General features: G+C 65.8%; 21 protein-coding genes and 2 pseudogenes. 12 read left to right on the forward strand and 11 right to left on the reverse strand.

The annotated features are described in order from the left end of the window. The first annotated feature begins 77 nt into the window (after positions 1-77). Together K309_RS0114870 and K309_RS0114875 are read left to right on the forward strand one after the other, a co-directional pair. Positions 78-944: an MBL fold metallo-hydrolase gene (locus tag K309_RS0114870; RefSeq protein ID WP_156914373.1), complete on the forward strand. Its 867-nt coding sequence runs from the start codon at positions 78-80 to the stop codon at positions 942-944. 29 nt (positions 945-973) lie between these two features. Beyond that, positions 974-2650: a bifunctional protein tyrosine phosphatase family protein/NAD(P)/FAD-dependent oxidoreductase gene (locus K309_RS0114875; RefSeq protein ID WP_029047167.1), complete on the forward strand. Its 1677-nt coding sequence runs from the start codon at positions 974-976 to the stop codon at positions 2648-2650. 135 nt (positions 2651-2785) lie between these two features. On the opposite strand, the pseudogene K309_RS42940 reads toward K309_RS0114875, so the two are convergent. Continuing rightward, positions 2786-2939, reverse strand: a pseudogene (locus K309_RS42940) (Tol-Pal system beta propeller repeat protein TolB); the annotation flags it as partial. Positions 2940-3202: 263 nt separating this feature from the next. On the opposite strand from K309_RS42940, the gene K309_RS0114880 reads away from it, so the two are divergent. Both K309_RS0114880 and K309_RS36595 read left to right on the forward strand, forming a co-directional pair. Then, the gene (locus K309_RS0114880; RefSeq protein WP_029047168.1) at positions 3203-4246 is read left to right on the forward strand and encodes a UPF0182 family protein; all 1044 of its coding nucleotides are present in this window, start codon (positions 3203-3205) and stop codon (positions 4244-4246) included. A gap of 178 nt (positions 4247-4424) precedes the next feature. Beyond that, positions 4425-4844: pseudogene (locus tag K309_RS36595) on the forward strand (FCD domain-containing protein); the annotation flags it as partial. Between the two features lie 90 nt (positions 4845-4934). Here K309_RS36595 and K309_RS42945 read toward each other — a convergent pair. Then, complete coding sequence (locus K309_RS42945) at positions 4935-5714, reverse strand: MBL fold metallo-hydrolase (protein WP_232232392.1); 780 nt, start codon at positions 5712-5714, stop codon at positions 4935-4937. Positions 5715-5907: 193 nt separating this feature from the next. Here K309_RS42945 and K309_RS41710 point away from each other — a divergent pair, with 193 nt between their 5' ends. Then, positions 5908-6462, forward strand: a complete 555-nt coding sequence (locus tag K309_RS41710) for a hypothetical protein (RefSeq protein WP_029047169.1) — start codon at positions 5908-5910, stop codon at positions 6460-6462. A gap of 216 nt (positions 6463-6678) precedes the next feature. Continuing rightward, entirely contained in the window at positions 6679-7800 is a 1122-nt protein-coding gene (locus K309_RS42950) for a M24 family metallopeptidase (protein ID WP_084402441.1), read from the forward strand. On the opposite strand, the gene K309_RS0114905 is transcribed toward K309_RS42950, so the two are convergent. From K309_RS0114905 to K309_RS0114920, 4 genes are read right to left on the reverse strand one after another with little or no spacing between them, the layout of a single operon-like run. Next, entirely contained in the window at positions 7794-8984 is a 1191-nt protein-coding gene (locus K309_RS0114905) for an efflux RND transporter periplasmic adaptor subunit (protein ID WP_029047171.1), read from the reverse strand. The genes K309_RS42950 and K309_RS0114905 overlap by 7 nt on opposite strands. Before the next feature lie 6 nt (positions 8985-8990). Further along, the gene (locus tag K309_RS0114910) at positions 8991-11357 is read right to left on the reverse strand and encodes an ABC transporter permease (RefSeq protein ID WP_029047172.1); all 2367 of its coding nucleotides are present in this window, start codon (positions 11355-11357) and stop codon (positions 8991-8993) included. Then, positions 11351-12103: an ABC transporter ATP-binding protein gene (locus tag K309_RS0114915; RefSeq protein WP_051320470.1), complete on the reverse strand. Its 753-nt coding sequence runs from the start codon at positions 12101-12103 to the stop codon at positions 11351-11353. Before K309_RS0114915 ends, K309_RS0114910 begins: the two co-directional genes overlap by 7 nt. Before the next feature lie 6 nt (positions 12104-12109). Then, the gene (locus K309_RS0114920) at positions 12110-12550 is read right to left on the reverse strand and encodes a universal stress protein (RefSeq protein WP_029047174.1); all 441 of its coding nucleotides are present in this window, start codon (positions 12548-12550) and stop codon (positions 12110-12112) included. Positions 12551-13043: 493 nt separating this feature from the next. Between K309_RS0114920 and K309_RS0114925 the strand changes: the two genes are divergently transcribed. The 3 genes from K309_RS0114925 (at position 13044) to K309_RS0114935 (ending at position 17967) form a co-directional block, all read left to right on the forward strand. Further along, the gene (locus tag K309_RS0114925) at positions 13044-15344 is read left to right on the forward strand and encodes a heavy metal translocating P-type ATPase (RefSeq protein WP_029047175.1); all 2301 of its coding nucleotides are present in this window, start codon (positions 13044-13046) and stop codon (positions 15342-15344) included. A 488-nt stretch (positions 15345-15832) separates the two neighbouring features. Continuing rightward, positions 15833-16318 (forward strand): lecithin retinol acyltransferase family protein, encoded by a 486-nt coding sequence (locus K309_RS0114930; RefSeq protein WP_029047176.1) that lies wholly within the window; start codon positions 15833-15835, stop codon positions 16316-16318. A gap of 95 nt (positions 16319-16413) precedes the next feature. Continuing rightward, positions 16414-17967, forward strand: coding sequence for a bifunctional aminoglycoside phosphotransferase/ATP-binding protein (locus tag K309_RS0114935; protein ID WP_029047177.1), 1554 nt, complete (start codon positions 16414-16416; stop codon positions 17965-17967). Positions 17968-18027: 60 nt separating this feature from the next. Here K309_RS0114935 and K309_RS0114940 read toward each other — a convergent pair whose 3' ends face one another. The 5 genes from K309_RS0114940 to K309_RS0114960 all read right to left on the reverse strand — a co-directional run bounded on the left by K309_RS0114940 (position 18028) and on the right by K309_RS0114960 (position 21013). After that, complete coding sequence (locus K309_RS0114940) at positions 18028-18390, reverse strand: TraR/DksA family transcriptional regulator (RefSeq protein WP_029047178.1); 363 nt, start codon at positions 18388-18390, stop codon at positions 18028-18030. Beyond that, on the reverse strand, positions 18387-19298 hold the full coding sequence (locus K309_RS0114945; RefSeq protein WP_029047179.1) for a ribose-phosphate pyrophosphokinase: 912 nt from the start codon (positions 19296-19298) through the stop codon (positions 18387-18389). Before K309_RS0114945 ends, K309_RS0114940 begins: the two co-directional genes overlap by 4 nt. Before the next feature lie 43 nt (positions 19299-19341). Further along, positions 19342-19674 (reverse strand): ElaB/YgaM/YqjD family protein, encoded by a 333-nt coding sequence (locus tag K309_RS0114950; RefSeq protein ID WP_029047180.1) that lies wholly within the window; start codon positions 19672-19674, stop codon positions 19342-19344. Between the two features lie 99 nt (positions 19675-19773). Beyond that, positions 19774-20460, reverse strand: a complete 687-nt coding sequence (locus K309_RS36605; protein ID WP_051320471.1) for a dienelactone hydrolase family protein — start codon at positions 20458-20460, stop codon at positions 19774-19776. Positions 20461-20509: 49 nt separating this feature from the next. Beyond that, positions 20510-21013, reverse strand: coding sequence for a BCAM0308 family protein (locus K309_RS0114960; protein ID WP_029047181.1), 504 nt, complete (start codon positions 21011-21013; stop codon positions 20510-20512). A 703-nt stretch (positions 21014-21716) separates the two neighbouring features. On the opposite strand from K309_RS0114960, the gene ftsH reads away from it, so the two are divergent. The 3 genes from ftsH (at position 21717) to groL (ending at position 26692) form a co-directional block, all read left to right on the forward strand. Further along, positions 21717-23603: an ATP-dependent zinc metalloprotease FtsH gene (gene ftsH / locus K309_RS36610; protein WP_051320472.1), complete on the forward strand. Its 1887-nt coding sequence runs from the start codon at positions 21717-21719 to the stop codon at positions 23601-23603. An 18-nt stretch (positions 23604-23621) separates the two neighbouring features. Continuing rightward, on the forward strand, positions 23622-24935 hold the full coding sequence (locus tag K309_RS36615) for an erythromycin esterase family protein (protein WP_051320473.1): 1314 nt from the start codon (positions 23622-23624) through the stop codon (positions 24933-24935). Positions 24936-25054: 119 nt separating this feature from the next. Then, positions 25055-26692, forward strand: coding sequence for a chaperonin GroEL (gene groL / locus K309_RS0114975; RefSeq protein ID WP_029047182.1), 1638 nt, complete (start codon positions 25055-25057; stop codon positions 26690-26692). Positions 26693-26716 lie beyond the last annotated feature (24 nt).

Raw genomic sequence — 26716 nt, forward strand, 5'->3', positions numbered from 1 at the left:
TTTTGAGTAGAAGCAGCAGTCCTCTCCTGACCTCGAATTGACCACTCATGACACCGACCAAGCCAAGCCCATCGCACATGGAGATTGAAGCCTTCTTCGATCCCGACACCTCGACGCTCAGCTACCTCGTACTGGACCGCGCGAGCCGGCAATGCGCATTGATCGACAGCGTGCTCGACTACGATCCGAAATCCGGACGCACGCACACGACCAGCGCGGATCGCTTGGTCGAGCGCGTACAGTCGCTCGGCGCGACCGTGCACTGGATCCTGGAGACCCATGTGCATGCGGACCACCTGTCGGCCGCGCCCTACCTCAAGCGCAGGCTCGGCGGCCAGACCGCCATCGGCAGCCACATCACCACCGTGCAGCAGGTATTCGGCAAGTTGTTCAACAGTGGCGCCGACTTCGCGCGCGACGGGCATCAGTTCGACCGTCTGCTGCAGGATGGCGACACCTTCAGCATTGGGGGACTGCAGGCACGCGCCATGCACACGCCGGGGCATACGCCGGCCTGCATGACCTATGTGGTCAGCGACGGCAACGATACCGCCGCGTTCGTCGGCGACACCCTGTTCATGCCGGATTACGGCACCGCCCGTTGCGACTTCCCAGGCGGCGACGCGCGCACACTCTACCGCTCCATCAACAAGGTGCTGAGCCTGCCACAGGACACCCGCCTGTACATGTGCCACGACTACCAGCCAGGCGGCCGGGAGCTGCAATACATGACCACGGTCGCGGACGAGCGCGAGCGCAACATCCATGTGCGCAACGGCATCAGCGAAGAGGAATTCGTCGCCATGCGCCAGGCGCGCGACGCCACGCTGTCGATGCCGACGCTGATCCTGCCTTCGGTCCAGGTGAACATGCGTGCGGGTGAACTGCCGCCGCCCGAGGACAACGGCATGCGCTACCTGAAAATTCCCCTCAACGCGCTCTGAGCCACCCGCCCCAAAGGAACAGACAGACCATGCAACCCCGCGCCCTCACCAACGATCTTTCGGTCAGCCAGCAAATTGTTCCCGACGATGTGCACACCCTGGCCGCCATCGGCTTTCGCTCGCTGATCTGCAACCGCCCGGATGGCGAAGGCCCTGACCAGCCAGGCTTCCAGGAAATCGAGCGCAAGGCTTTCGCACTCGGCCTGCAGGTACATTACCTGCCGGTGGAATCGGGCAAGGTCAGCGACGAACAGGCGCAGGCGTTCGGCCAGCTGCTGGACAGCCTGCCGAAGCCGGTACTGGCCTACTGCCGCACCGGCACGCGCTCGGCCACGCTGTGGGCGCTGTCGCAGTCCGCGCGCAGGCCGCTGCCGGACATCATCGAGCGGGCGGCGGCCGCCGGCTACGACCTCAAGGGCGTCGTCCGGCGCATCGCCAACGGCGGCCGTACACCCGTGGACGTTGCCGATGCCAGCCACGCAGTCGTCATCATTGGCGGGGGCGCCGCGGGAATCGCCGTAGCGTCGAGCTTGCTGGCACGCAAGCCGGGACTGGACATCGCCATCGTCGACCCGGCCGACATCCACTACTACCAGCCCGGCTGGACGCTGGTGGGCGGCGGCGTTTTCGAGCCGGCCCATACCGCGCGCACCATGGCTTCGGTGCTGCCGCGCGGCGTGGCGTGGATCAAGGCGGCCGTGGCAGCCTTCGAGCCCGAGCGCGATGCGGTCATTCTCGACGGGTGCCGCGTGGTGAAGTACGAACAACTGGTGGTGTGCCCGGGGCTCAAGCTGGATTGGGACGCAATCGAAGGGCTGCCCGAAACGCTGGGCCGCAACGGCGTGACCTCCAACTACCGCTACGACCTCGCACCGTACACCTGGAACCTCGTGCGCGAGCTGACCCGCAAGGGCGGCGGCAAGGCGCTCTTCACGCAGCCGCCCATGCCGATCAAGTGCGCGGGAGCGCCGCAGAAGGCCATGTACCTGTCTGCCGATGCCTGGCGCCGCGCCGGCATACTCGATCGCGTCGACATCGACTTCTGCAACGCGGGCAACGTGCTGTTCGGCGTGGCGGACTACGTGCCGGCGCTGATGCAGTACGTCGAGCGCTATGCCATTGCCCTGAACTTCGGCGAGACGCTGGTGAAAGTGGACGGCGCCGCGCGCCGGGCGACGTTCCGACGGGCCGCCGCTGGCGGCGAGCCGGAACTGGTCGAGCGCGAGTTCGACATGCTCCATGCCGTGCCGCCCCAGAAGGCCCCCGATTTCATCCGCGTCAGCCCGCTGGCCGATGCCGCCGGCTGGGTCGAAGTCGATCCCGCAACGCTGCGCCACAAGCGCTTTGACAATGTCTTCGGGTTGGGCGATGCCGGCAACATGCCCAATGCCAAGACGGCCGCCGCGGCGCGCAAGCAGGCGCCGGTCGTCGCGCACAACGTGCTGGCCACCCGCGGCGAGGCCGCGGGAGAAGCCCGCTACGACGGTTACGGCTCCTGCCCCCTGACAGTGGAACGCGGCAAGATCGTCCTGGCCGAGTTCACCTACGGCGGCAAGGTCGCCCCCAGCTTTCCGGTCTGGTTCATCGATGGCACGCGGCCTTCGCGGCTGGCGTGGTGGCTCAAGGAGCGGATTCTGCCGCCGCTCTACTGGCAGGGCATGCTGAAGGGGCGCGAATGGCTCGCGACACCCGAGTTGCAGGGATGACACAGACGGAGCTACCCGAATCTGTTGTACAAGGCTGCTGTAGCCTCCCGGCGCTGCTTCCGGAAATGGCATGTCCGATCCGATCCCAACGCCCTCGCCCCCCGACCGTGCCGGCAAGACTTCTGTAACTGCATGAAAGGCTCCCCAGGGCGTCAAGCGAACATCGCCGAACTTGAGGGATCAGAACCTGCCGGGTACGCCCGTCAGTGGGATCCGCCGCCAGCACTGCGCGCTCGTCCGCGGGTGTGGCGTAGAGAATGCTCTTGCCGTTGGCCGCGAAGCTTGGAGCCCTCGTCAGGAAGCCGCCGATGTGCTGGGGCACGCCTCGCTGGCGACGACAGCGCCGTCAGAGCTTGCATGGTGGCCATGGAGCCTCGCTGGTCGCCGCGACTGTCCTAACTGGCTGGTTCCCGGCGCCAGTCTTCTCTCCGGTCTAGAATTGCTGATGAGACATCATCACACACCTGTCCGGTCGGACATGATGATGGGTAGTCAACAGGTGGCCAAACATAGCAGCCAGGGCGAGCGATGCGGTCGGCAGAGAGATCCGGCATGCGCCTTGGACGCTATGCAATCGCGGCTGTAGTAGCCCTCGTCGGCCTGATCATCTTCGCGCTCCTGGCAGACATTCTGGTCGAATGGCTGTGGTTTTCCTCGATCGGCTACGCCAGCGTTTTCCGGGTCGTCCTTTCCGCTCAGGTGCTGGTGTTTATTGCCGTGTTTGCGATCTCGGCGGGCACCATATGGTTGGCAGGGTGGCTGGCGCATCAGTATGCGGGCAGCCCTCGCGTCCTGGCATCGCACGGCTTTCCTTCCGGAAGGCCGCAATTCATTGGCGAGCCCGGCGACCTCATGGCGCGCATTCCCTGGGGTGCCAGCATTGCCGGCGCCGCTGTGATCCTCGGACTGGTCATCGCCGGGAGCGGAATCCAGCAGTGGGACATGGCGCTTCGCTTCCTGCATCAAGTGCCCTTCGGCGAGCGGGACCCGATCTTCGGCAAGGACATCGGCTTCTATCTCTTCTCGTTGCCCGTCTATATTGCGCTGAAGAACTGGCTGCAACTACTGCTGCTCTGCAGCACGGCCATTTCAGGTGTGATCTATGGGGTGCGCGGCGACATCGCGCTCGCGCCGCCGGCCCCGCGGCTCTCTCCCGCCGCTGCGGTTCATGGCTCTGTACTCCTTTGCCTGTTCTTCGTGCTGAAGGCCTGGTCCTACTGGCTCGATCGCTATCTGCTGCTTTACGGCGATAACGGCGTCGTGATTGGCGCCAGCTATACCGACATACACGTCGAGCTGCCGGTCCTGTGGCTGCTTATAGGCCTTGCCATTGCCGCAGCCTTCGGATCGTTGGCCAATGTACGCCTGCGCGACTATCGAGTCGCCGCCGTCGCGGCCCTCCTGGTGTTTGGCGGCTCATTTCTGCTTGCCCTGATCTACCCGGCGCTGTTCCAGCGCTTCTATGTCAAGCCAAGCGAGCTGGAACTGGAAGCCCCTTATATCGCCCACAATATCGCACTGACCCGGAGGGCCTACGGCCTTGACCAGGTCACGATCAAGCCGTTCCCGGTCGAATCGCCGTTCGCACTGGCATGACCCGGTCATTCGGGAGTCGCCCCTACATCGGATTCCGGCCAGTCATATGTCTCGACTCGGAATAGTCCGGCAGGCAGCGTTTCAAACTCGCCCTTCCGACCTTCCTTCACTTTGATCGGAGCAACGAGAAACTCGCATCCCCTCCTTCCCATTCTCAGCCACGTGAGACCTCACTGACACACGGGTGAGGCTCGAAACCGAAGCACTCCGTCTGTCCATTCGCTACGGCGACACGCAATGGGAAGCGCAGTTGCGCGCGGCGTTCGACAACCTCAGCGCCTCGGAGGCCCCCGCCCCTTCGGCGGACCCCGCTGGCTGGGATCAGGCCAACCGGCGCTTCCACGAGGCCCTGATCGCCGCGCACCGCTCGCCGTGGAGCCAATATCTGCTGAAGCTACTTTACCGTCACGGGGAACGCTATCGGCACGTTGCCATCCGTCGCGGGACGAACCAATCTGCCTTCCGCAACGTGCATGAGGAACATGCGTTGATCTTCGAGGCCGCTGTAGCACGTCAGGAAGCGCGCGCTGCGCTCGCGCTGGAGGCGCATATTCGCCTCACCTTCGAGTTGCTGTCGAGCGCCCAAATTGAAATGTAAGCATCCGGCTGCGACTGATTGCTGATTTGAAGATAGAAGAATGGGGGCACCTGGTGGATTATCGTGCACACAGGAGCGGGGGCATGCCGCCTATTGCTTCATGAGAGCGCCATGATTGGGGTGTCGCTGATCGCCCACCATGGCATCGGCGCCGTGATCGGAAAGCTGTGCGTCGAACCAATTGTGCAGGGCAGCTACGAGTGTCTTATCTTCCGAACGGTAGGTCAGTTCCGCTCCTGCAGGAACTTCTTTGTACTCTATTTCGATTTGCCCTGGCTTGGCTGCCTTGAGCTCGGACAGCCCAGGCATAGCTGGGCCATGGATATGTGTGGGGCCAGAGAAATCGCCCTGCGAGAACTGCCGCTGGATAGTGCGTAAATGCTCGCGCACGAGCGAAACTTGTTCCGTATCCGAGGGAACGTTGACGATAACGCGCTGAATACCGCCGTCTTTCGTTTTGGTGAAGATGTGCGTTGTTCCCTTAAGGGTGAATGGCATGACGTCAGCCCCCAGTCTGGCGACTTCTGCCTGACGCTGGACATCCGCGGCCTTGACCGCACCGGCGAACGCGAGGGTGGTTAGAAAGGCTATTGTAAGAAAGGGCTTGCGGTGTGCCATGATTATCCTCCTCTCGCGCCATGTCACGATCTTAACGACTTCGACGATGCCTGCCTTATGCTCTACGCGCAGCCCATGCTCACGTATGAATGCGATGACCTTATCCGCGCTTGCCGTCGATGTCCGACCTGACTTTGGGTCATAGTCCAGCACCGAGTCGATTATGGTGCACTCGGAGCGCCCCTGTTGATAGATCGCGTAGGTCACGGTCCAGGTGGCCGGGTCGAAGAACGGCTGAATGGTCGGCTGCATAAATTGGAGCCGGCGCGCATCAGTACCCACCCGCCACGATGACAACCTCGGCGTCCGGCGCCAGGCTTGGCTGCTGGATGCCCGACGCCCCAACATCCGACATACCATCGCTTCGTTGATCCCAATCAACCCTCGTCCCTGACTGCTGCATACCTTAGACAAAGAATTACCATGTTTTCCCAGGAGGATTCCCATGTCCAGCATTCAGCGGCTCTCTACCCTGGTCACCGTCGCCACCGCGCTCGCTTGGGCGCCAGCGGCTTTCGCGGCGTCGCCAGCTACCGGGACGGAGCATGAACAGCACCATCCTGAAAAATCTGAAGATATGCCTCTGGTCGCAACCACTGGCGTTGCCAGCAATCCAAGGCTGGACGCCCAGGTTGCCCACCTGCGCGCCATCAGAGAGCGGCTTTCTCGGGCCAAAACGCCAGACGAGCGCCAAGCCCTCTTGGTAGAGCGCCACAAGGTGATGCAGGATGCAATGGCCATCATGCAAGATGACATGATGAAAATGGGCGGCCCTGGTCGTATGGCTCCTGGCAAAGGAGTCGCCAAGGGAAACGTCCCTTCAAATCAAATGCACATGTGCCGAGATATGGCGGGCAGTCATATGGCCTTCATGCAGGAAATGATGCAGACGATGGCCAACGACCAGGGTCCAGGTATGGGCCCGGGTATGGGCCCGGGTATGGGCCCGGGTATGGGCCCGGGGAGAGGAATGGGTGGAAGGATGACGCCTGGCGGATGATGGAGTCTGACCGTAAGGTTTGGCCCTCGGGCGCAACATTTCCGTGAGGCCGGATGCCTGCCAACCGCTTACCGTCCGGGTTCGACTAGGCCTTCTTCGAGGGTGCGGTTATCCCTGCGCGGTTGCTCCCTTGAATGGAGCAAGCGCGTGCCGAACTTGTGGCGTAGCGTCGTGGGCGCTGGTACTTGCCAGTATGCCCGAAGTGAGAACCAGATCATGGACAAGCCGGTATTCGATTATGCGGCCCGTTGGCAGCGCGCGGCGGCTTTGATGGAGCAGCATGGCGTAGACGCGCTGCTGCTGATGAAGCCTGCGAATCTTGCGTATCTCACTGGCGACGGTCGACCTTGCGCCCTGGCGCTGCTAACTCGCACTTTGCATTGCGTTGTTGCCGTACCAGCTTGTGATCTCACCAGCATTCGTCGCACTTCCGTCGCAACTGAGCTTCGCTCTTTCAAGAGCGAAGTCGAGATGTTCCATGGCTTCAGCGAAGTTTTAAAAGAACTTGACCTGACCCAGGCCACGATAGCCATCGAGAAGAATTTCTTTGACGCCGCCTTATACGAGGTTTTCGTTGCCCATATTCTACCGAAAGCCCATGTCGTATCCGCTTCCCCTATTGTTTCGCAGCTCCGCATGCTGAAGGACGCGACCGAAATTGCACGGATAAGGGCAGCCGCCAAAGTGGCAGACTCGGCGATGGATGCGGTTTCGCGTGCGTTGCGGCCGGGGGTACCGGAAATCGAGATCGCCGGCGAAGCGGAATTCGCCATGCGAAAGGCTGGCGCTGAGGGATGGGCCTCGGTCACGTATGTCGCCTCAGGGTGGAGATCGGCGATGGCTCACGGTCCTGCATCCCTGAAACCCATCGCGCCCGGTGAAGTCGTTCAGATTCACGTTGCTCCACTTGTGGACGGATACACTGCCGATTTATGCCGGACGTTCCTTGTGGAGCCTATAGCTATTGACGCGGCGAACGCATTGAGAGCCTATGTCCTGGCGCAGGAGCGCGGAATTGCCGCGGCAGTCCCGGGAATGGATCTGATGGGCATAGACCGTGCGATGGCAGCCGCGCTTGAACACGAAGGTTATGGGAGCAAATTCCTACGCCCGATGTTCCATGGTATTGGGATCGAACATGAAGAGGCTCCCATCCCGGGCGGTCACGCAGTGGTCCATGGTGAGCAAAAAGTCGATCACGTGATGGCTGGTATGGTCCTCGGTGTCGGAAACTGCGGCATCTATCGCGACGACTACGGTGTACGGGTCGAGGATACGATTTGGGTAAGCGAAGAAGGTCCGGTTGTTTTGACAGGCTATCCGAAGCTCACTCAATGAGACTTGTTGCGTTCGATCACACGCTTACCTTCCGCCAGATTGTTCGATGGATAGCGGATCAACTGGAGGCCCTCGGGTAGCGGGTCAAGCAATTCGGCCTCCTCGGAATTCCTGTGACCGATCCGCACTTCGCGCCGTGCGGCGCGGCCATTCACGACCGAGAACACGCACCATGACGCCGTGTCACACCGGAAGATGGAACTGACCGGGATCTTGAGCGCATTCTCTCCGCGCCATAGGCGGATCCTGACGATTACCCGAAAGCCATCCCCCAGCTGCGCAGGCGGTTCGATCACGTCAATAATCACATTGGTCCGTTTTTCCTCGATGCCGAGGACCGAGATCTTGGTGAAGGCATGCGGCTCGACCCGCCGCACGATCCCACGGACCAGCGCCTCGCCGCCCCAGCCGTCGATATGCACCGGCATCCCCGCTTGCACCTTCACCGCTTCGGTAGACAGCAGTTCCGCCACGATCTCCAGGTCATGCGGATCGCCGAGCGTCAGCAGCGGCGAGCCTGCGCTCACGATCCGTTCACTGCGCTCCGGCAGTTCCAGCACCACCCCTGCGATTGGAGCCGTCACTGCAACCATGGACGAGGACCCGCGGCTGAGCTCTCGCAATGCCAGCATTCCGGCCTCGGCCACCCGCACCTCCTCCTTCGCGGCGCTGGCCCGTGCCTGTGCCGCTGCCAGTTCATTGCCCGCCGTCACGCCAACATTGGCGGCCTGCTCCCCCGCTTGCGGCGACAGGAAGCGCTCGCGTACCAGGCGGTCGATCCGCTGCCGCTCGCGCTGGGCTTGCGCATAGTCCTCGGCAGCGTGCCGGACCCGTTCCAGCGCCTCCCGATGCATCGCCCGCGCGGCGGCCACCCTCGCCCGTACCTCCTCCTGCTCCCGTGCACTCAGCGGCAACGGTGCCAGTTCGGCGAGAACCTGCCCGGCTTCGACCAAGTCGCCTTCGCGCAGTCCGATGCGCATCAGCCTGCCGCTGACCGGCGCCGTCACCACAAAGCGCTCCTTGCTGCGAGTCTCGCCCTCTTCGCTGGTCGTGACCTCGAGCGAGCCGCGCATGGCCTGCACCGTGTCAACCACCAAGGGCGCAGGCGTCAGCAGGTAGGCGGATCCGGCGATTAGCCCGATGGCGGCGAGAACGATGGCGGCCGTACCGCCCGACAGGCGCATGGCGTGCTACTCCCGCGTTTTCAGCACCGCGACCAGGTCAAGGTGCTGGAGGCGCCGCAAGACAAGCAAGCCCGCGAGAAGCGCCGCGCACGCTGCGGGCACCATGGCGAAGACGAGTGTGGCCCGCTCCAGCGCAAGCGGAATCCGGAAGGCATCCCGGTCGAACACCGGCACCAGCATTGCGCAGAGGCCATAGCCTACGGCGATGCCGAACGGCAACGCCGCAGCCGTCAGCAGCGCCTGTTCGCCAATCAGGATGGTTGCGACTTCGCCCAGCGAGAAACCCAGGACTCGCAGGCTCGCCAGCTCGTTGCCGCGCTCGGAGAGCGCAATGCGGATATTGTTGTAAACCACGCCGGCGACGATGACCGAGGCAAAGCCTGCCAGGACCAGGCTCGAAATAACAAAGGTACGATCCAGCGTATTGCCGATACTTTCCAGCAGCGCACTGCGCACGATGACTGAGCTGATCGCGGGCAGGCGCTTCAGTCTCCTGTACAACGGCTTCGCCATCCGCACGTCGATGCGCAGATGAACGCCACTGATGGCGGGGCTTTCGCCGAGATACCGCGACAATGCCTGACGCTCCACATAGGCGCCAAGTCCTAGCAGGTCGTCAACGGTCGCTGTCACCGGCAGCGTAAGAACGTTGCGCCGTCCCTCGAGCAACGCCACCTCGACCCGGTCGCCGACCTGCAGGTGCAAGGCCGCTGCCAGCCTGGCGGAGATGACCACTCCATCCTCGCTGACCTGCTGGCGCCCCATGGTATGGCCGACCACCTCGCGCAGGTTCGAATCGGCGTCAAGGCCCGTGAGTTCCACCCGCTTCGCGCGGTGGCCGTGGCGTAGCCAGACAGGGGCAACCCGAAAGCCTTCAGCTCGCAGGATGCCGGGCAGCTGCACCACGTCGAAGACGGCGGCGGCAGGTTGTGCGTCGTTGAAGATCAGCGTCACGTCGTCGTGCTGTGCCCGGCCGAACTGCAACGCGAGAATCTGGTTCACGCCGTCCAGTCCGAACCTGCCGACCACCATCAACCCGACGGCCAGGGCGATCCCCATCGTCGAAAGCGCGGCCTTGCCCGGCCGCCGGGCAAGGTTGCGGAGGATGAGGCGCAACGGGATCGGCATCGCGCGCAGCAGCCCGATGCGATCCAGCAGGCCCGCGCGGAATCCCGCGGGCAGCTCTGGTCGCATGGCTTCGGCGGGCGGCAACCTGGTCGCGCGCCACACCGAGGCGCCGGCCCCAACCGTCGCCGCCGCTGTGCTTGCCAGCACGGCCAGCACCAGCGCGCGCGGGCTGAGCTCGGCCTGCAGTTGCGGAAAGTGGAAGTACTGGCGATACAGGGCCACCATCAGCTGCGCCAAGTAGAAGCCTCCGGGTATCCCGGCTGCGATGCCGACCCCGACGGTGACAAGCCCGAACCGCAAGTACTGAAGGGCGACAGTGCGACCTGCATAACCGAACGCCTTAAGCAAGCCGATCTCGGCGCGCTGGACGGTTACGAGTCGGCTCAGCAGCGCGTACAGCAGGAAGGAGGACACCGCGAGAAACATCGCCGGCACGTAGGTGGCGGTGATGCCGATCTCGGCGAGCTCGTCGGTCAGGAACCGATGGGACAACTGGTCCTCCCTGCCGTAGGCCCCGAGGCTGCCGTAGCGCCCCAGCAGGCGGTCGAGCGGGCCGATGACCTGGCGCGCATCCACGCCTGCGTCGAGCGTGAGCGCCACATCGTTGAACGCGCCCTCCATGCCGAACGCTGATGCAATCGCGTCCCGACCCATCCACAGCACGCCGAAGCGACGGTTATCCGGGAACACCATGCCCTGGCCGACTTCGTAGACATATTCGGGGGACATTCCGATGCCGACCACTTCCAACTGCCGTTCGCGCCCGTTAAGGACGGCTGTGACGCGGGAGCCCACCTCCAGATCGTTCGCGGCGGCAAATGCGGCGCTGGCCACGACCTCGCCCTCCCGGGCAGGGCTCGGATAGTTTCCGTATAACAGGAAGAGCGCGTTTGCCACTGGCACGCCGGTGGCCGGCAAGGAAACCAGGCGCAGGGTGGCGGGCTCGCTGAAGCCTGGCACATCGCCGGTCACGTCCCGCACGATCCGCGTCTCGACGCCCCTGACGCCCGGCAGGGCACGAATCTGGTCGGCGACACCTCCCGGCGCACGTTTGACATTGGCGAACACATCAGCAAATCGGTGGCTGGCGTAGTAGCGCTCCTGCGCGATCGCCAGTGACTGCCAGGCGCCTTGCATCCCGACCAGGACGGCGATGCCGCAGGCAACCACCAGCGCGGCGGCGATCACCTGCCCGCGCAGCCGCCATAGGTCGCGCCCCAGCATCTTCGTTCGGGCGCTTACCATGACAGCTCCGAGGGGCTCGCGCGCGTGGCATGGCGCTCGATGCGGGTGATGCTTCCGCTGCTGATATAAACAACGCGGTCGGCCATCGCCGAGATCGCTGCATTGTGCGTGATGACTACGGTAATAGCGCCCAGCTCGCGGTTCACCTGTTCCAGCACCTCAAGCACCAGCTTTCCCGTGCTGTAGTCGAGCGCGCCGGTTGGCTCGTCGCATAGCAGGATGTCCGGGCGCTTGGCCACAGCGCGCGCGATGGCCACGCGCTGTTGCTCGCCGCCGGAGAGTTGCGCCGGAAAGTGGTCCTTGCGCTGCGCCAGGCCCACGATGCCGAGCGCACGCAGCGGCTCCAACGGGTGCAGGGCGATCTCCGTGACCAGCGCGACGTTTTCCAGCGCGGTGAGACTGGGGATCAGGTTATAGAACTGGAAGACAAAGCCAACATGCTCGCGCCGGTAGCGGGTCAGAGCGGCGTCATCTGCCTCGGTAAGGTCGTGATCGCGGTACACCACTGTTCCGCTGCTGGGCCGGTCCAGGCCGCCGAGGATGTTCAGCAGCGTCGACTTCCCGCTCCCCGATGCACCCAGCAACACCACGAATTCGCCACCGAACAGGTCAAGATCGATGCCAGCAAGCGCGCGCACCTGGATCTCGCCCATGTCGTAGGTCTTGCCGACGTTCCGCAGCCGGAACAGCGGCTCGCGGCCCTTCGCGGCGCCGCTTCCTCTGGCTGTCGGGAAGACGGCGTTCATCTGCGCTTACGCTGGCGTGGCGTTCGGCTTGACCAGGACCACCGGGCACGGCGCATGTGCGATCACGCGGCTCGCAACCGAGCCCATGATGGCGTCGAGAAACGCGCCGCGTCCGTGCGTGCCCATAATAATGGCCTGGGCTCTGACCGACTGGGCGTATGCGACGATGCGCTCGGGGGCAAAGCCGACCAAACCGTGCCAGACTGTTTGCACCCCTGCCGCCTGGAGGATGTCGATCACGGATTTCATGACCCTGGCGTTTTCGTCGGCATGCCAGGCCTCGATGTCTTGCTTGTTGATATAAGACTTGACCTCGCCGGACACGTCGGGCATGCAGTGCACGACATGTACGCACACGTCTTCCCTGAACAGTTTCCGGCCCGCCACGAATTGCGCAGCCGCATCGCTATAGACCGATCCGTCGGTTGCCAGGACAACATTCTGCATTGCGCCCTCCCTGTAGATGGCTGTCGCTTCATATTAGACGTTGGGGGGATGATCCCTATTCGGCCTCTCCCACGTGGCGCCTGTCCCCTTGGTATGCTCTTCCAACGTAGATGTGTTGCGCAGCCGGGCCTTGATACACATCAGCATTTGCAGCGGCTATCAAAGATTCTGACCCAAGGCGCGGCTTTCCGTACGTTAGGTAAGCCTCGCTTTACACCGCGGGACGTGGCCTGGGCCTTGAGCGCCGGGTCAATCGCGTCGAGGAAGCGTACGTCGCGCAGCATGGACCATAGCAACCGCGGTCCCACTCCCGCCTGGGTCTCCGTGCCTGCCGCCGGCCAAACCTGTTATCGGCCCTGTGCCTGGTGCACTAACATCACCATTAGCGGGAGCAGTGCCTGATTCGGCGCGCGGCAGGATCGGCCGTCATCTGAAGGCATCTGCAGGAGTCGGCCGGCAGAGGGCGCGCAGTTACGCGGGGGATCGGTTCGCCATGCACATCGGGTTTCGCAAGTTCGACCTCGGCTTGCTGCCAGTCGCGGCCGGCACGCTGGGAGGTGGCTTGCTGCTCTTTGCCTTTGGCGCAGCGGCGGCCGCAAAGCTGGCCTGGGCGGTTGGCGCGCTGGTCGTCTCCGGCGCGCTGATCGTCGCCATCGTGCAGTCGCTGCGCCGTAAGGAAGCGGGAGTCGATGTCCTGGCGCTGCTGGCGATTGGGCTGGCGCTGGCGCTTGGCGAATTCCTCGCTTCTGCCGTGCTGGCCCTGATGATCGAGAGTGGGAGGGCGATTGAGAACTATGCGCAGGCCCGCTCCGAGCGGGAGATGTCCGCCCTGCTCAGCCGCGCCCCGCAGTCCGCCAACCGCTTCGAGGATGGCGAATGGCGCGCGGTTTCCCTCGATGTAGTCAGTCCGGGGGATCGGCTGTTGGTCCGACATGGCGAGGTGGTGCCCGTCGACGGCGCACTGCTGGGCCAGGCGACGCTGGACGAATCTGCCCTGACTGGCGAGTCGCTGCCACGGCCGCGCCTCGCCGGCGAGACCGTGCGCAGCAGTGTGCTAAACGCAGGCACCCCGTTCGAGATGGTGGCAGCAACCACCGCGGCGGACAGCACCTTCGCCGGCATCGCCAGGCTGGTGCGTACCGCTCGCGCGGAGCGCCCGCCCGCGGCGCGGCTGGCCGACCGTTATGCACTGTGGCTGGTGCCTGTCGCTCTGCTCGTCGCCGGGCTTGCCTGGCTTGCCAGCGGTGAGCTCACGCGGGCGCTGGCGGTGCTGGTGGTCGCCACTCCCTGTCCGCTGATCTTGGCTGTGCCCGTGGCGATCGTGTCGGGGGTCTCGCGTTGCGCGGGGCGCGGCGTGCTGGTCAAGGGCGGCGGCGCGCTTGAGAGGCTGTCGCAGGCGAGCATCCTCTTCTTCGATAAGACCGGGACGCTGACGGGCGGCAGGGCTCGCCTGGCGGCTATCGAAAGCGCACCCGGGTGGCCTGCGCCAGATGTGCTGCGCGTCGCCGCATCGCTGGCGCAGGCCTCCGGCCATGTCGTCGCCGAGGCCATTACGACTGCGGCGCGCGAGCGAGGCCTCGCCCTGGATCTCCCGACGGGCGTGACCGAGACCGCCGGTGCTGGTGTTGCCGGGCGGGTCGGCGAGCACGTGGTGGCGGTGGGATCGCCCGCCTTTGCCGGCGGTGGCGATGCCGGGCCGCCCTGGTGCCAGGCCATGCTGCAACGCGCGGCCTACGAGGGCGCCTCGGTCTCGCTGGTCACGGTCGACGGCGTGTTGGTCGGGGCACTGCAGTTCGTGGACCTGATTCGCATGGACACTCCGCGCGCGTTGCGCTTGCTGCGCAAGGCGGGCATACGGCGGCTGGCCATGCTAACGGGAGATCGGCCCGACGTCGCCGAGACGATCGGTGCGATGCTCAGCGTAGCCGAGGTCCATGCCAACCTCACCCCTACGCAGAAGCTTGCCGAGATCGAGGCGGCGCGCCACGACGGCATCGTGCTGATGGTGGGCGACGGTGTCAACGATGCGCCGGCGCTGGCCGCGGCGGACGTCGGTGTGGCCATGGGCGCACGCGGCGCCGCGGCATCGTCGGAAGCTGCGGATGTCGTGCTGCTGGTGGACCGGCTTGACCGGCTAGTGGACGCGGTGCACATTGCCCGCCGGTCGCGCCGGCTGGCCGTGCAAAGCGCCATGGCCGGCATGGGCCTGTCGTTCGTGGCGATGGCGGTTGCCGCGTTCGGCTACCTGCCGCCGCTGGCCGGCGCTGCATTGCAGGAGGTGATCGATGTGCTGGTCATCGCCAATGCGCTGCGCGCCCTGCGCGCCGACCCGTCGGTATTCGAAGAACGCCTGTCCACGGCCGACGCTGAGCGCCTGAACCAGGAACACGCCGCGCTGGCACCGCTGATGGACCAGATCAGGAGCCTCGCGGACAGGTTACCGACCATGCCTGGCCAAGCCGCGGGCATGGAACTGCGCGGCTTGTGCGCATCCCTCAGCGGGACGCTTTTGCCCCACGAACAGCGCGATGACGCACAGCTCTATCCGCAACTCGCGCGGCTGGTCGGGGGCGACGATCCGCTGGCGGCGATGAGCGCGATGCACCGCGAGCTCTTCCGCGTAATCCGGCTGCTGCAGCAGATGGCCAACAATTCGCCGCCGGACGGGCCGGACGCAAGCCGCATCAGGGAGTACCAGCGGCTGCTCTACGGGCTCGACGCGGTGTTGCGGCTGCACTGCGCGCAGGAAGAGGAGCTGTTCCATGCGCTGCGCCAAGACGCGCCAATGGAGTGAGCGCACGACGGCGTGCCGCGCATAAGCCACCTCGCTGATTCCCGGTAACCGATTGCCAGGCGATAAACAGGTTCATTGAGGATGGCGCTCCGGCGACCGCACCTCGCAAAACCTACCCAGCGCGCGATACCCCGGCTGAACCAAGGTTGGGCGAGACCGGGTGAGGGTGTAGGGAATGCTCCTTCTCTCAACATTGGCCGGGAAATATCGGGTTATACCGCCGCGCCCCTGTCAGATTCCGCTGACAGCCCGGTGCGCACGACGGACAAGCGCCGTCGCGATGCGCGTACAAGCCGCATGGCACCAAGCCGACACGTTTTTCGGATCCGGCTGATTTCCGCATAGCCGGCCGGCAACGATACTGCAAGCGTACACGGGGGCATACGACTATCGGCATCGGCAGCAAGACACCGGCGGGAGCAAGAAGCGAAACCGGGGCCACCCGAGGCAGGAGCGACCAGCGCAATAACGGCAACAAGGGGAAAGCGATGAGCGACGATCACCACATCGGACACGCACAGCGCCTTGCGGCAATCACCGCGGACATTCCTCTTGGCGCGCATCTGAAGACGGACCGCCGTGGCTATGTCCACCACGGTATTTATGTCGGAAACGACGAGGTGGTGCACTATGTCGGGTTCAAAGGCTTCCTGCGTTGCGGCCCGGTCGAAAAGACTTCCCTCGCCGGCTTTGCCGACGGCCATGGCTTTCGCGTCGAGCCGGCCACGCAGGCCAGGTACCTCGAGGCGGAGATCGTACGGCGCGCGACGGCGCGGCTTGGAGAGGACGATTACCGCCTACTTACCAACAACTGCGAGCACTTCTGCACGTGGTGCCTGTCTGGCGAGAGCCGCAGCGAGCAAGTGGAGACGCTGCTGAGCCACCCATGGCGCGCGCTGCTGGCTATCATGGGCGTGCTCTTTAGTGCGGCGGGCATCCTGGGCCAGGATCTGGCCGCGCGCGTGACGGCCTAGGGCGCCGCGGGGCCGACTGGCACGCGGAGACTGCCTGCCGAGGCACAATTTGAGGAAGCAAACATAACAGCGAAAGCGAGCAGGCGCCAAGGGACATGGAGAGTCAATGGGACGACGCGGCGTTGACGGCCGCCTTGCAGCAGCCTGACGCCTACCCACACTCGGCGCCGGCAGTACAGGTCATTGAGACGCATATCTCCCGTGTCTTCCTGGCCGGGGACTTTGCCTACAAGGTGCGCAAGCCGGTGCGGTTCGACTTTGTCGACTTCTCCACCGCGCAGGCACGCCTCGACGACTGTAAGACCGAGTTGCGCCTGAACCGCCGGTTCGCACCCGCCCTGTACCTGGATGTGGTGCCAATCGTGACGGGCAGCACGCCCGGCACGGTGCGCATCGGCGGAAGCGGCATGCCGATCGAGCATGCGGTCCGGATGCGGCGCTTTGACCAACAAGACTTGCTCAGCGCACGGGTCGCGGCGGGCCGGCTGGAACCGGGCCATATCGATGCGCTGGCGCGCAGCCTTGCGGCCTTTCACCAGGCGCAGCCGCCCGCGGTCCATTCCGATGGCTTTGGCACGCCGGCCCGCCTCGACGCGACCCTGGCGGAGTGCCTGGGCGGCATCGGGCGGCTGGCGCAGGCCTCGCACCTGGTCAGCCGCGTGGGCATGCGGGCGCGCAGCGAGGCCGCGCGGCTCGCGGGCGCGTTCCGGGCACGTCTGCGCAACGGCCATGTGCGCGAATGCCATGGCGACCTGCACCTGGGCAACATCGTGCTGCTGGACGGCGTGCCGACGCCTTTCGACTGCCTGGAGTTCGACGCCGCGCTGCGTTGGACCGATACCATCAGCGACCTGGCCTTCCCGGTCATGGACCTGCTGCACCATGGCCGACCGGCGCTGGCCTTCCGGCTGCTCAACGGCTACCTGGAACAATCGGGAGACTACAGCGCGCTGGCCGTACTGCCCTTCTATCTCGCCATGCGGGCCCTGGTGCGCGCGCGCGTGCTGCTGGAGCACGCTTGCCAGCAACACGCCGCGGGCGCGCCCATGGCGCCGGCGCAGGCCGAGGCAGGCAGGCTGCTGGCGCTGGCCTGGCGGTGCCTCGGTCATCGTCGCGTTCCGATGGTGCTGATGCATGGCCTGTCCGGCAGCGGCAAGTCCACGGTGGCTGCACAGATGAGCGAGGCCGGGGCGATGGTACGTGTGCGCTCCGACGCGGTACGCAAGGGCATGCACCGCGGTGTGATGCCTGCGGGTGGCTGGTATGCCGCCAGCGAAACGGCGCGGACCTACCGACGCCTACTCGCCGTCTGCCGGCTCGGTTGCCGCGCCGGCTTCCCGATGATTGCCGACGCCACCTTCCTGGTCCGCGCCGAGCGCGAACGCTTTGCGGCCCAGGCCCGCCGCCTTGGCGTCCCCTTCGCCATCGTCACCTGCGAAGCCAGCCCCGAGACGCTGCGCGCCCGCATCGCCGCCCGTGCCAGGGCGGGCCGGGACCTGTCGGATGCCGACGACGGCGTGCTGGCGTGGCAGATGCGTGTCCAGGAGCCGCTGACCGAAGCCGAGCGTGCCTTCATCGCGTCGCCAGGCAGCTTCACGGGCCGCGCTACGCCCGGCCGCGCTGACCCCAGGGCCACGGCCGCCATCTGAAGCAGCGCCAGCCTCGCTTGCTATCACACCCGGCAACGCCCCATCGACCTGCTTGACGGGTCACACATAAAGATGCTCGTGCCGGCGCTGGCACGCGGCGCAGCGCTTCGCGGTCGGGTACGCCTGCAGGCGCGAAAACGGGATCGGCTGCTGGCAATCGATGCAGTTGCCGTACTGGCCGCGCTGCATCCGTGCCCGCGCGGCGGCGATGTCGGCTAGTTGCATGCGGTAGTGGTCCAGCATCGCGTCTTCCTGCCGCTGCGTGGTTTCTTCGTCCGCGAGGTCGGCCTCGTCCCGCGCTTCACGCTGTGCCAATGGTGTCATCGGCGTATCGGCCGAACCAACAGCGGCATGGATGCGCGCTTCCTCCGCTTCAAGCTGCGCCGCCAGCGAGGCGGCTTCCTGCGCGGTTAGGCTGCTCATGATGATTCTCCTGAACCCGCAGGCATCTGCAGTGCCAGCCGGATACCGGCTGCCAGCTGCTCCGCCACGGGAATTCGGTTGGATGGGTGGGCAATGGTTTCGCACGTGATAATGTCGGCCGCCGCCGCTCGCAACTCGGCGTAAGCTGCCTCCGCGAACAGCGCATGGATACCCACGCAGACCGGCGTCGGGTAGCCATGTTCGCGCAGCAGCCGCGCCGCCGCCAGCATGGTGCGCGCGGTGGAGACCATGTCGTCGACCAGTATCGGCGTCCGGCCAGCGGCCGCGGGCAGGCAGCTCGCGTCGATGCTGACCTCGTGGTCGCCGAAGCGCTGCTTGGCCAGGACAATGCTATCCGCGCCACAGCGGCTGGCGATGTCGTCTACCCACTGCTGGCTCTCCTCGTCGGGGCCGACGAGCAACGGCGCGCGCACTGCCTGGCCGATCCATGACGCGATCGCCGGGGCGGCATGCACGGCAATCGCCGGCTTGGTGAAGATCTCGCCCAGGCTGGCGATTCGGTGAAGGTGCGGGTCCACCGTGACCAGCCAGTCGAAGCCAGCCCCCAACAGCGCCGCAAAATGGCGCGCCGACACGATCTCCCCTGTCTGGAAGACTTTGTCCTGGCGCATGTACGCCAGGTATGGCGCGACCAGTCCGACCCGCACGGCACCGCCCTCCCTGGCAGCGGCGGCGAGCCAGAGCAGCGGCACCAGCTTGGCGTCCGGACGATCCAGCGTGCACACCACCATGGCTTCGCAACCGGCCACTGGCTGCAGCAGCCTGACGTAGGACTCGCCGTCGGGAAAGCGCCGGACCTCCGCCTCGCCCGGACGGCCGGACAGGCAGGCGGCGATGGCTGCTGCCTGCCGTTCGTTGCCGGGCATGGCGAACACGATCGGATCCATGCAGGCTTCCTTGCGGGCTCGCATCGGGCATGCCGTGCCCGTGCTAGCGGCGGGCGACGGCCAGTGCGACAAGCGCGCCGGCCACGGCTGCGACCGCGGCGACGGAGCCGATGCTCTCCCAGGGATGCGTGTGGACGTAGCGATCCGTGGTGTCGACCCATTGCGAGACCCGCATCCGGGCCGCCTGGCGTTGCATGGCCAGGCGCTCTTGGAGCGCGTGCAGGCGTGCGCCCAGTTGTGCGCGTGCCTGGGTGCTTTCCAGACCGGCTTCGTCGGCCACATCGCGCAATAAGGCCTGTACATCCGCCAGCAGCGTGTTGGCATCACGGGCCAGTGCATCCTTGTGTAGCATCAGCTCGGCGCGAATATCGTTCATGTCATTCTCCTTTTTCACTGAGTCTTCGCCATGCGTCCGCACGGCACCATAAAAATCGTTTGAACTACAAACTACCACCGGCCGCAGCCGGGCGGGCGGTTAGCCGGCGGGGTCATGTGGCGCGGGATGCGCTGGCCCTTCAAAATGCGTGCAGAACCATTTGCCGGCCAGCTTGCCGACCTGGTCCAGCGCGCCCGGCTCCTCGAACAGGTGAGTGGCGCCGGGAATCACCTCCAGCCGCCTTTCGCATGGCATCCAGGCGATAGCGCGCGCGTTGAGATTCAGCACCGCTGGATCCGCTTCCCCCACAATCATCAGCGTCGGCGCCTGCAAATGGCACAGTGACTCATGGCCGGCCAGGTCGACACGGCCGCCGCGCGATACGACCGCGTCGATCCGCATGTGCGGCGGCGCCTCCACGGCGGCACGGACGGCCGCGGCAGCTCCCGTGCTGGCGCCGTAGTACCCGAGCCGCAGGTGGCGCTCGCGCACCAGATGCGCGACAGATACCGTGGCGGCCTTGAGCCGCTCACTAAGCAGGGCAATGTCGAACCGCCTCGACATGCCGACGTCCTCGTCCGTCGTCAGGAGGTCAAACAGCAGCGTGCCCAGGCCCATCCGGTTCAGCATCGATGCGACTTCGCGGTTGCGCACACTGTGGCGCGAACTGCCGCTTCCATGTGCAAACAGGACCAGGCCGGATGCAGCCTCGGGCAGGGCAAGGTCGCCGGGCAGCGCGATATCGCCGATGTGGATTCGCACCTGTTCCGTGGTGATGTGCTGCATGAGACGTCCCCTTCTCTCTCTTCCCGCTCTTGACGATGGCGCGCCGCCGTCACTCTCTGTGCCAGCGCACGTCCAGTTCGGTCTCGGCGTTACCGTAATCGATCGTGAGCGTTCCCCGGTAGGCATGGTGGATGGCATTACCGATGTCCCGCGCCAGGTGCAGCCCGGTCGTGGTGACCTCCGTGCCTTGCTCTCCGGAATCGATTGCCATCACGCGCTCCATCGGATGCTGTGCCCGGAGTTGGCCTTCGCGGTGCCGTACCAGCGCCAGCATCTCGGCCCGATGCGTCGCCTCGAATGCGCCGTCCAGCCTCACCCTCCCGGCGGGCATCTTGTCGGAAATGCGCTGGCAGGCCGAGCAGACCAATGTGGCGGCGCCCGGTGGTATCGAGCGCCATTGCCAGCGTCCGCGCATAAACACAGCATGGCAGATCGGGCAACTCGCCAGCGCCGGGGCAGCCGCCGGCTGCTTGTAGCGGTCAGGCATATGCTCGACGGGGAACGGGTGCCAGCGGACCGGCCGGACCTTGATTGACTGCGCGCGGACTTTCATCTTGATACCTCGTTGGTCATGGACATGCACGCCGGTCGCCGGCCCGCTGCAGCGCGAGTGGCGTCCCTGCATCATTGGCGCTCCATCCCAGGGGGAGGACGCGCCCTCACTGTTAAAGCTATGCGCCTGTGCGGCTACAAGCTTGGGCTGGATCAAACAATGGTCAGACATCCGTGCAGAGTGCCGGCTACATGGTCCGCCGCAGCAAACTGCGCAGTTCAGGCAACGGGCGGGCGTTGCGCACATCGGGGGCCTGGAGCCAGCCCCGCCGCGCCTTGGCCAGCCCTGGGCAGAGATTCTGGAAGTCGCGCACGCGATGGGCATCCGAGTTGATGGCACATCAAGGACGGCCGCTCGCCGCCCGCAGCGGGGCTCTGGGCTTCTGGGGCTTCTGGGGCTTCTGCAAGGCCGCCATCGTTGTGATGGTGCCCATTGATACTGATCAAAGACCAGCCCCGACGCGCCGCTATCTTGGAATGAAGCACAACCCTCACATCGACCCGAGCGATGGCGTGGGACACCTCCACGCAGCTGAAGTGAAGCGCTTCTTGCGCAAGTCGGCCGTGTATCTTTTCCACCCGCGGCGCATCGCCGCCGTCGCACACCACCCGTTTCGCCGGTCGGGCAGACCATTCGCCTCCGGCGCCACCGTGGCGCAGCGAGTTCCCGGGCGCCGACTGCCCACTGCCACCTGACGACGGCCATGGAACGTAGCAAACTGAATTTCTCACTCTGGTACCTGCTCGCGGCGGTCCTGACGACGCTGGCACTCCAGTTCTACGTCGCCACAGAAACCGTCACTACCCTTGCCTACAGCGACTTCAAGGCCCTGCTCAAGGCCGGCAAGGTGCGCAGCGCCACTGTCGGCGAGACGGCGATCAGCGGCACGATGGCGACCGCCGGGGTCGAGACCCTCCTGCCAGCCGACCAGGCGGCCGCGCTACAGCGCGGCGGTAGCCCCGAGCGGGCCTTCACCACGGCCCGCATCAGCGATTCCGGACTGCTCGCCGATTTGGACGCGGCCCATGTGCGCTATGCCGGGCAGGCCGATGCCAGATGGCTGGGCACGTTACTGTCCTGGTTCGTGCCGGCACTCGCTTTCTTCGCGATCTGGAGCATGCTGTTCCGGCGCATCGGGAATGCCGCGGGAGGGCTGATGGAGATCGGCAAGAGCAAGGCCCGGGTCTATCTGCAGCAGGAGACCGGGGTGACCTTTGCCGACGTGGCCGGCATCGACGAGGCCAAGGTCGAGTTGATGGAGGTAGTGGACTTTCTGAAGAATCCCGAGCGGTACCGGCGCTTGGGCGGCAAGATCCCCAAGGGGGTGCTGCTGCTGGGCGCCCCGGGCACCGGCAAGACCCTGCTGGCGCGCGCGGTTGCCGGCGAGGCCGCGGTGCCGTTCTTCAGCATGAGCGGCGCCGAGTTTGTCGAAATGTTCGTCGGCGTGGGCGCGGCACGCGTGCGCGACCTGTTCGCGCAGGCCGAGCAGAAGGCGCCGTGCATCATCTTCATTGACGAGCTCGACGCGCTGGGCAAGACCCGTACCTTCAACGTGGCCGGTGGCCAGGACGAACGTGAGCAGACGCTCAACCAGCTGCTGGTGCAGATGGACGGCTTCGACACCAACAAGGGCGTGATCATCATGGCCGCCACAAACCGGCCGGAAATCCTCGACGCTGCACTGCTGCGGCCGGGTCGCTTTGATCGCCATATCGTGCTGGACCGCCCCGACCTGAAAGGTCGCGAGCAGATCCTTGGCGTGCATGTGCGTCATGTCAAACTGGCTCCGGAAGTCAATCTCCGTGAACTGGCCGCGCGCACGCCGGGCTTTGCCGGCGCCGATCTTGCCAACCTGGTCAACGAGGCCGCCCTGCTGGCCGCCCGCCACGAAAAGCCGGCGGTCGACAACGCAGATTTCAACCTGGCCCTCGACCGCATCGTTGGCGGGCTGGAAAGGCGCAACCGGATCATGATCCCGCTGGAAAAGCAGACCATTGCCTACCACGAGGCGGGACACGCACTGGTCGCCGAATGCCGCCGCCATGCGGACCGGGTCTCGCGCATCTCCATCATTCCGCGCGGCGTTGCGGCGCTCGGCTATACGCAGCAGACCCCGACCGAAGACCGCTACCTGCTCCGCCGCAGCGAGTTGCTGGACCGGCTGGATGTGTTGCTGGGCGGGCGCGCTGCGGAACAGATCGTCTTCGGCGACGTCTCCACCGGCGCGCAGAACGACCTGGAACGCGCCACCGACATGGCGCGGCAGATGATCACCCAGTTCGGCATGAGCGAATCGCTCGGTCTGCCGTGCTACGAGCGCGCACGCAGCCCCCTGCTGCCCTCCGCGGCCGCCCTGTCGCGGCCGGAACGCGAGTACAGCGAGCGCACCGCGCAGGCCATCGACGAAGAGATCCGGCTCACCCTCGACCAGTCCGCCGAGCGGGCTCGGCAGACCTTGCTCGAGCAGCGCGCGCGCCTCGACCGGCTGGCGCACCTGCTGCTTGAGAAAGAAGTGGTCGACCGGGCCGCGCTCGACGCCCTGATGCAGGCGGGCGCGACAGCGCCGCACGACGAACCCGTCATGCAGTAGCCATCCGAGGAGTACCCCATGGCATCTCCGCTTACCCCTTTCCTTGCAGTCCGAGCGGCTGCACAGCGCCTGCAGGGCAATGCCTCCGACTACGAGCCACTGCTCGACATGGCCCGCGGCAAGGACTTTGTTCTGCTTGGCGAAGCCACGCACGGCACGGCCGAGTTCTACCGGATGCGGGCGCAGATCACGCAGGCGCTGATCCGTGGCCAGGGCTTCGATGCCGTCGCCATCGAAGGCGACTGGCCCGACGCCTGGCGTGTCAACCGCTATGTGCAGGGCGAGGGCGACGACAGCGCCGGGGAGGCCCTGAGCGATTTCGAGCGCTTCCCGTCCTGGATGTGGCGCAACCGGGAGTTCCTGGCGTTCATCGAATGGCTGCGCGGACACAATGCCGGCCTGCCGCCGGAGCGGAGGGTCGGTGTCTATGGGCTCGACCTCTACAGCCTGTATCGCTCGGCCGAGGCCGTGATCCGCTATCTGGAGCACGCCGACCCGCTGCAGGCCGAGGCTGCCCGGCAGCACTATGCCGCGCTCGACCATGTACGTGATCCAACCGCCTACGGCTACCAGGCCGCGTCCGGGCTGCGCGCGCCAGCGCGCGACGGCGCCATCCGCCAGCTGCTGCAGCTGCGCACCGACGAGGCCGCCTACATCTCCCGCAACGGCCTGGCGGCCATGGATTCGCACTACTTTGCCGAGCGCAACGCAACGGTGGTCGTCAATGCCGAAGCCTACTACCGCGAGATGTTCGGCCGCCGTGTCAGCACCTGGAACCTGCGCGACGCGCACATGGCACAGACGCTGTCTTCGCTGGCCGCCTACCGGCTGCGCCGCGGCGGCAGCGGACGCATTGTGGTCTGGGCCCACAATTCCCACCTCGGCGATGCGCGCGCCACGGAATCGCAGCTGCGCGGCGAGTGGAATCTCGGGCAACTGGTGCGCCAGCAGGCCGGTGTGCAAGCGCTGCTGGTCGGCTTTACCACCTACACCGGCCACGTCTGCGCCGCCTCCGAATGGGACGGCGACCCTGAACACAAGGCCGTGGTGCCGGCGCTGCAAGACAGTTGGGAGGCACTGTTCCACAGCACCGGGCTTGACCGCTTTTTCCTGCCGCTCGGGCCCCAGGCCAGCCACCCGCTCTTCGAGGTGATGCTGGAGCGCGCCATCGGCGTGCTCTACCTGCCGCGCACGGAGCGCGCCAGCCACTACTTCGATGCCTCGATCGCCGGCCAGTTCGACGCCCTCTTCCACCTGGACGAGACCACCGCGCTGGAACCGCTGCAGCCGGGGCATCCCGTGCCCGCGCTCGACAGCGACTGGCTGGACTGAAGCGCGCCTGTCACGGGCAGTATGCGCGACCCTGGCGTTTGCGGTGCATCAACGTGTGGACCGGCACGCCAACTATCGTAAAGCGAGCCAGACCCACCCGTGTCAACGTGGAGATCGTCATGCCTGCCAGAACACTTATCTTTCACCAGGGCGCGCGCCGGATGATGCTGAGCGGCGTGGAGCAGCTGGCCCACGCGGTCAAGGTGACGCTGGGCCCAGGCGGGCGCAACGTGATCGTGGAGCGGCCCGACATGGTGCCGCTGGTCGCCAATTCCGGCGTGGTCGTAGCGAAGTCGGTGACGCTGGCCAATCCGTTCGCCGACATGGGCGCCCGCCTGCTCTGCGAGGCTGCGGTGCGCACCAGCGAGATCGCCGGTGACGGCACCACGACCGCGACTACACTTGCCCACGCGATCGTGGCCGAGGGCGTGAAGTACGTCGAAGCCGGCCACGATCCCATGCAACTCAAGCGCGGCATCGAGGCCGCCGGAAAGCTGGTCGCCGGCGCCTTGCTGGAAAGTGCCCGTCCCTGCGGCAACACCGACGAAATGCGCCAGATCGCCACGATCTCGGCCAGCGGCGACCAGACCGTCGGCGCGCTGGTGGCGCAGGCGGTCGAGCGGGTTGGCAAGGATGGTGCCGTCAGCGTGGAGGATGGCTCCAAGCTCGACGACGCACTCGACATCGCCGACGGCGCGCTGATCGATCGTGGCTATCTCTCGCCCCTGTTCGCGACCAACGAGAGCCGAGCCGTCGTGCTGGAATCGCCATTGGTGCTGCTGTGCGACGCGAATATCGCCGCGATCGCACAGCTTCTTCCCGTGCTGGAGGCTGTGAGCCGCGCCAGCCGGCCCTTGCTGGTCATCGCCAACGACGTGGAGGGCGAGGCCCTCGCCACGCTGGTGGTGAACAATCTGCGTGGCGCGCTGAAGAGCTGCGCGGTCAAGTCGCCCGGTTTCGGCGACTCGCGTACCGAGCAGCTGGGCGACCTCGCTGCGCTGACCGGCGCCACCGTGGTCTCGCCGCAGGCCGGCATCTCGCTCGAGCACGTGACGCTGGAACAGCTTGGCGAAGTCCGCCGCGTGGAGGTGAGCAAGGATACCACCACCCTGATCGGCTCCGGTGAGGAACGCCCGCGCGTAGCCGAGCGCATTGCCGCCCTGCGCCTGCGCCTGGACGAGGCGCGCTCGGACTATGAGCGTGAGGCCCTGCAACGGCGCCTGGCCCGGCTGGCCGGCGGCGTGGCGGTGATCAAGGTGGGCGCGGCCACGGAGAGCGCGCTGCACGAGCGCAAGAACCGCTTCCAGGACGCATTGCACGCTACCCGTGCGGCGGTGGACGAGGGCATCGTCGCCGGCGGCGGCGTGGCGCTGCTGCGCGCCCGCGCCGCCCTCGAAGCCTGGCAGGCGCCGAATGCCGAGCAGGCCGCCGGTGCCCACATCGTCCACGCGGCACTGGCCGCACCGATGCGGCAGATCGCCGCCAACGCCGGCGCGGACGCCGACGCGGTGGTGCACCAGGTGTGCGCCGGCGCGGGCACGCTCGGCTACGACGCCGGCACCGAGCGCTATGGCGACATGATCGAACTGGGAGTGATCGACCCCGTCAAGGTGGTACGTACGGCCCTGCAGAACGCCGTGTCGGTCGCCTCCCTGCTACTGACGACGGACTGCATGATCGCGATCCAGCGCAGCCCGACCAGCCAGGGCGATGCCGGCACGAGCCTGGGGTCTTCGATGTTCGGCGAAGATTACTGAGTAACGCCACCGCCTGCGTGATCC

Origin of the sequence: Cupriavidus phytohabitans (assembly GCF_000426345.1) — a bacterium.
Classification (GTDB): domain Bacteria; phylum Pseudomonadota; class Gammaproteobacteria; order Burkholderiales; family Burkholderiaceae; genus Cupriavidus.

Excerpts from the sequence above, each read along its gene's own strand:
- groL (WP_029047182.1), top strand. The coding sequence starts at position 25,055 with ATGCCTGCCAGAACACTTATCTTTCACCAGGGCGCGCGCCGGATGATG.
- K309_RS0114905 (WP_029047171.1), bottom strand. The coding sequence starts at position 8,984 with ATGCGCCTGTCGGGCGGTACGGCCGCCATCGTTCTCGCCGCCATCGGG.
- K309_RS0114930 (WP_029047176.1), top strand. The coding sequence starts at position 15,833 with ATGAGCGACGATCACCACATCGGACACGCACAGCGCCTTGCGGCAATC.
- ftsH (WP_051320472.1), top strand. The coding sequence starts at position 21,717 with ATGGAACGTAGCAAACTGAATTTCTCACTCTGGTACCTGCTCGCGGCG.
- K309_RS36605 (WP_051320471.1), bottom strand. The coding sequence starts at position 20,460 with ATGCAGCACATCACCACGGAACAGGTGCGAATCCACATCGGCGATATC.
- K309_RS0114920 (WP_029047174.1), bottom strand. The coding sequence starts at position 12,550 with ATGCAGAATGTTGTCCTGGCAACCGACGGATCGGTCTATAGCGATGCG.
- K309_RS0114925 (WP_029047175.1), top strand. The coding sequence starts at position 13,044 with ATGCACATCGGGTTTCGCAAGTTCGACCTCGGCTTGCTGCCAGTCGCG.
- K309_RS0114935 (WP_029047177.1), top strand. The coding sequence starts at position 16,414 with ATGGAGAGTCAATGGGACGACGCGGCGTTGACGGCCGCCTTGCAGCAG.
- K309_RS0114960 (WP_029047181.1), bottom strand. The coding sequence starts at position 21,013 with ATGAAAGTCCGCGCGCAGTCAATCAAGGTCCGGCCGGTCCGCTGGCAC.
- K309_RS0114910 (WP_029047172.1), bottom strand. The coding sequence starts at position 11,357 with ATGGTAAGCGCCCGAACGAAGATGCTGGGGCGCGACCTATGGCGGCTG.
- K309_RS0114875 (WP_029047167.1), top strand. The coding sequence starts at position 974 with ATGCAACCCCGCGCCCTCACCAACGATCTTTCGGTCAGCCAGCAAATT.
- K309_RS0114940 (WP_029047178.1), bottom strand. The coding sequence starts at position 18,390 with ATGAGCAGCCTAACCGCGCAGGAAGCCGCCTCGCTGGCGGCGCAGCTT.
- K309_RS42950 (WP_084402441.1), top strand. The coding sequence starts at position 6,679 with ATGGACAAGCCGGTATTCGATTATGCGGCCCGTTGGCAGCGCGCGGCG.
- K309_RS0114915 (WP_051320470.1), bottom strand. The coding sequence starts at position 12,103 with ATGAACGCCGTCTTCCCGACAGCCAGAGGAAGCGGCGCCGCGAAGGGC.
- K309_RS36615 (WP_051320473.1), top strand. The coding sequence starts at position 23,622 with ATGGCATCTCCGCTTACCCCTTTCCTTGCAGTCCGAGCGGCTGCACAG.
- K309_RS0114870 (WP_156914373.1), top strand. The coding sequence starts at position 78 with ATGGAGATTGAAGCCTTCTTCGATCCCGACACCTCGACGCTCAGCTAC.
- K309_RS41710 (WP_029047169.1), top strand. The coding sequence starts at position 5,908 with ATGTCCAGCATTCAGCGGCTCTCTACCCTGGTCACCGTCGCCACCGCG.
- K309_RS0114950 (WP_029047180.1), bottom strand. The coding sequence starts at position 19,674 with ATGAACGATATTCGCGCCGAGCTGATGCTACACAAGGATGCACTGGCC.
- K309_RS0114880 (WP_029047168.1), top strand. The coding sequence starts at position 3,203 with ATGCGCCTTGGACGCTATGCAATCGCGGCTGTAGTAGCCCTCGTCGGC.
- K309_RS0114945 (WP_029047179.1), bottom strand. The coding sequence starts at position 19,298 with ATGGATCCGATCGTGTTCGCCATGCCCGGCAACGAACGGCAGGCAGCA.
- K309_RS42945 (WP_232232392.1), bottom strand. The coding sequence starts at position 5,714 with ATGCAGCCGACCATTCAGCCGTTCTTCGACCCGGCCACCTGGACCGTG.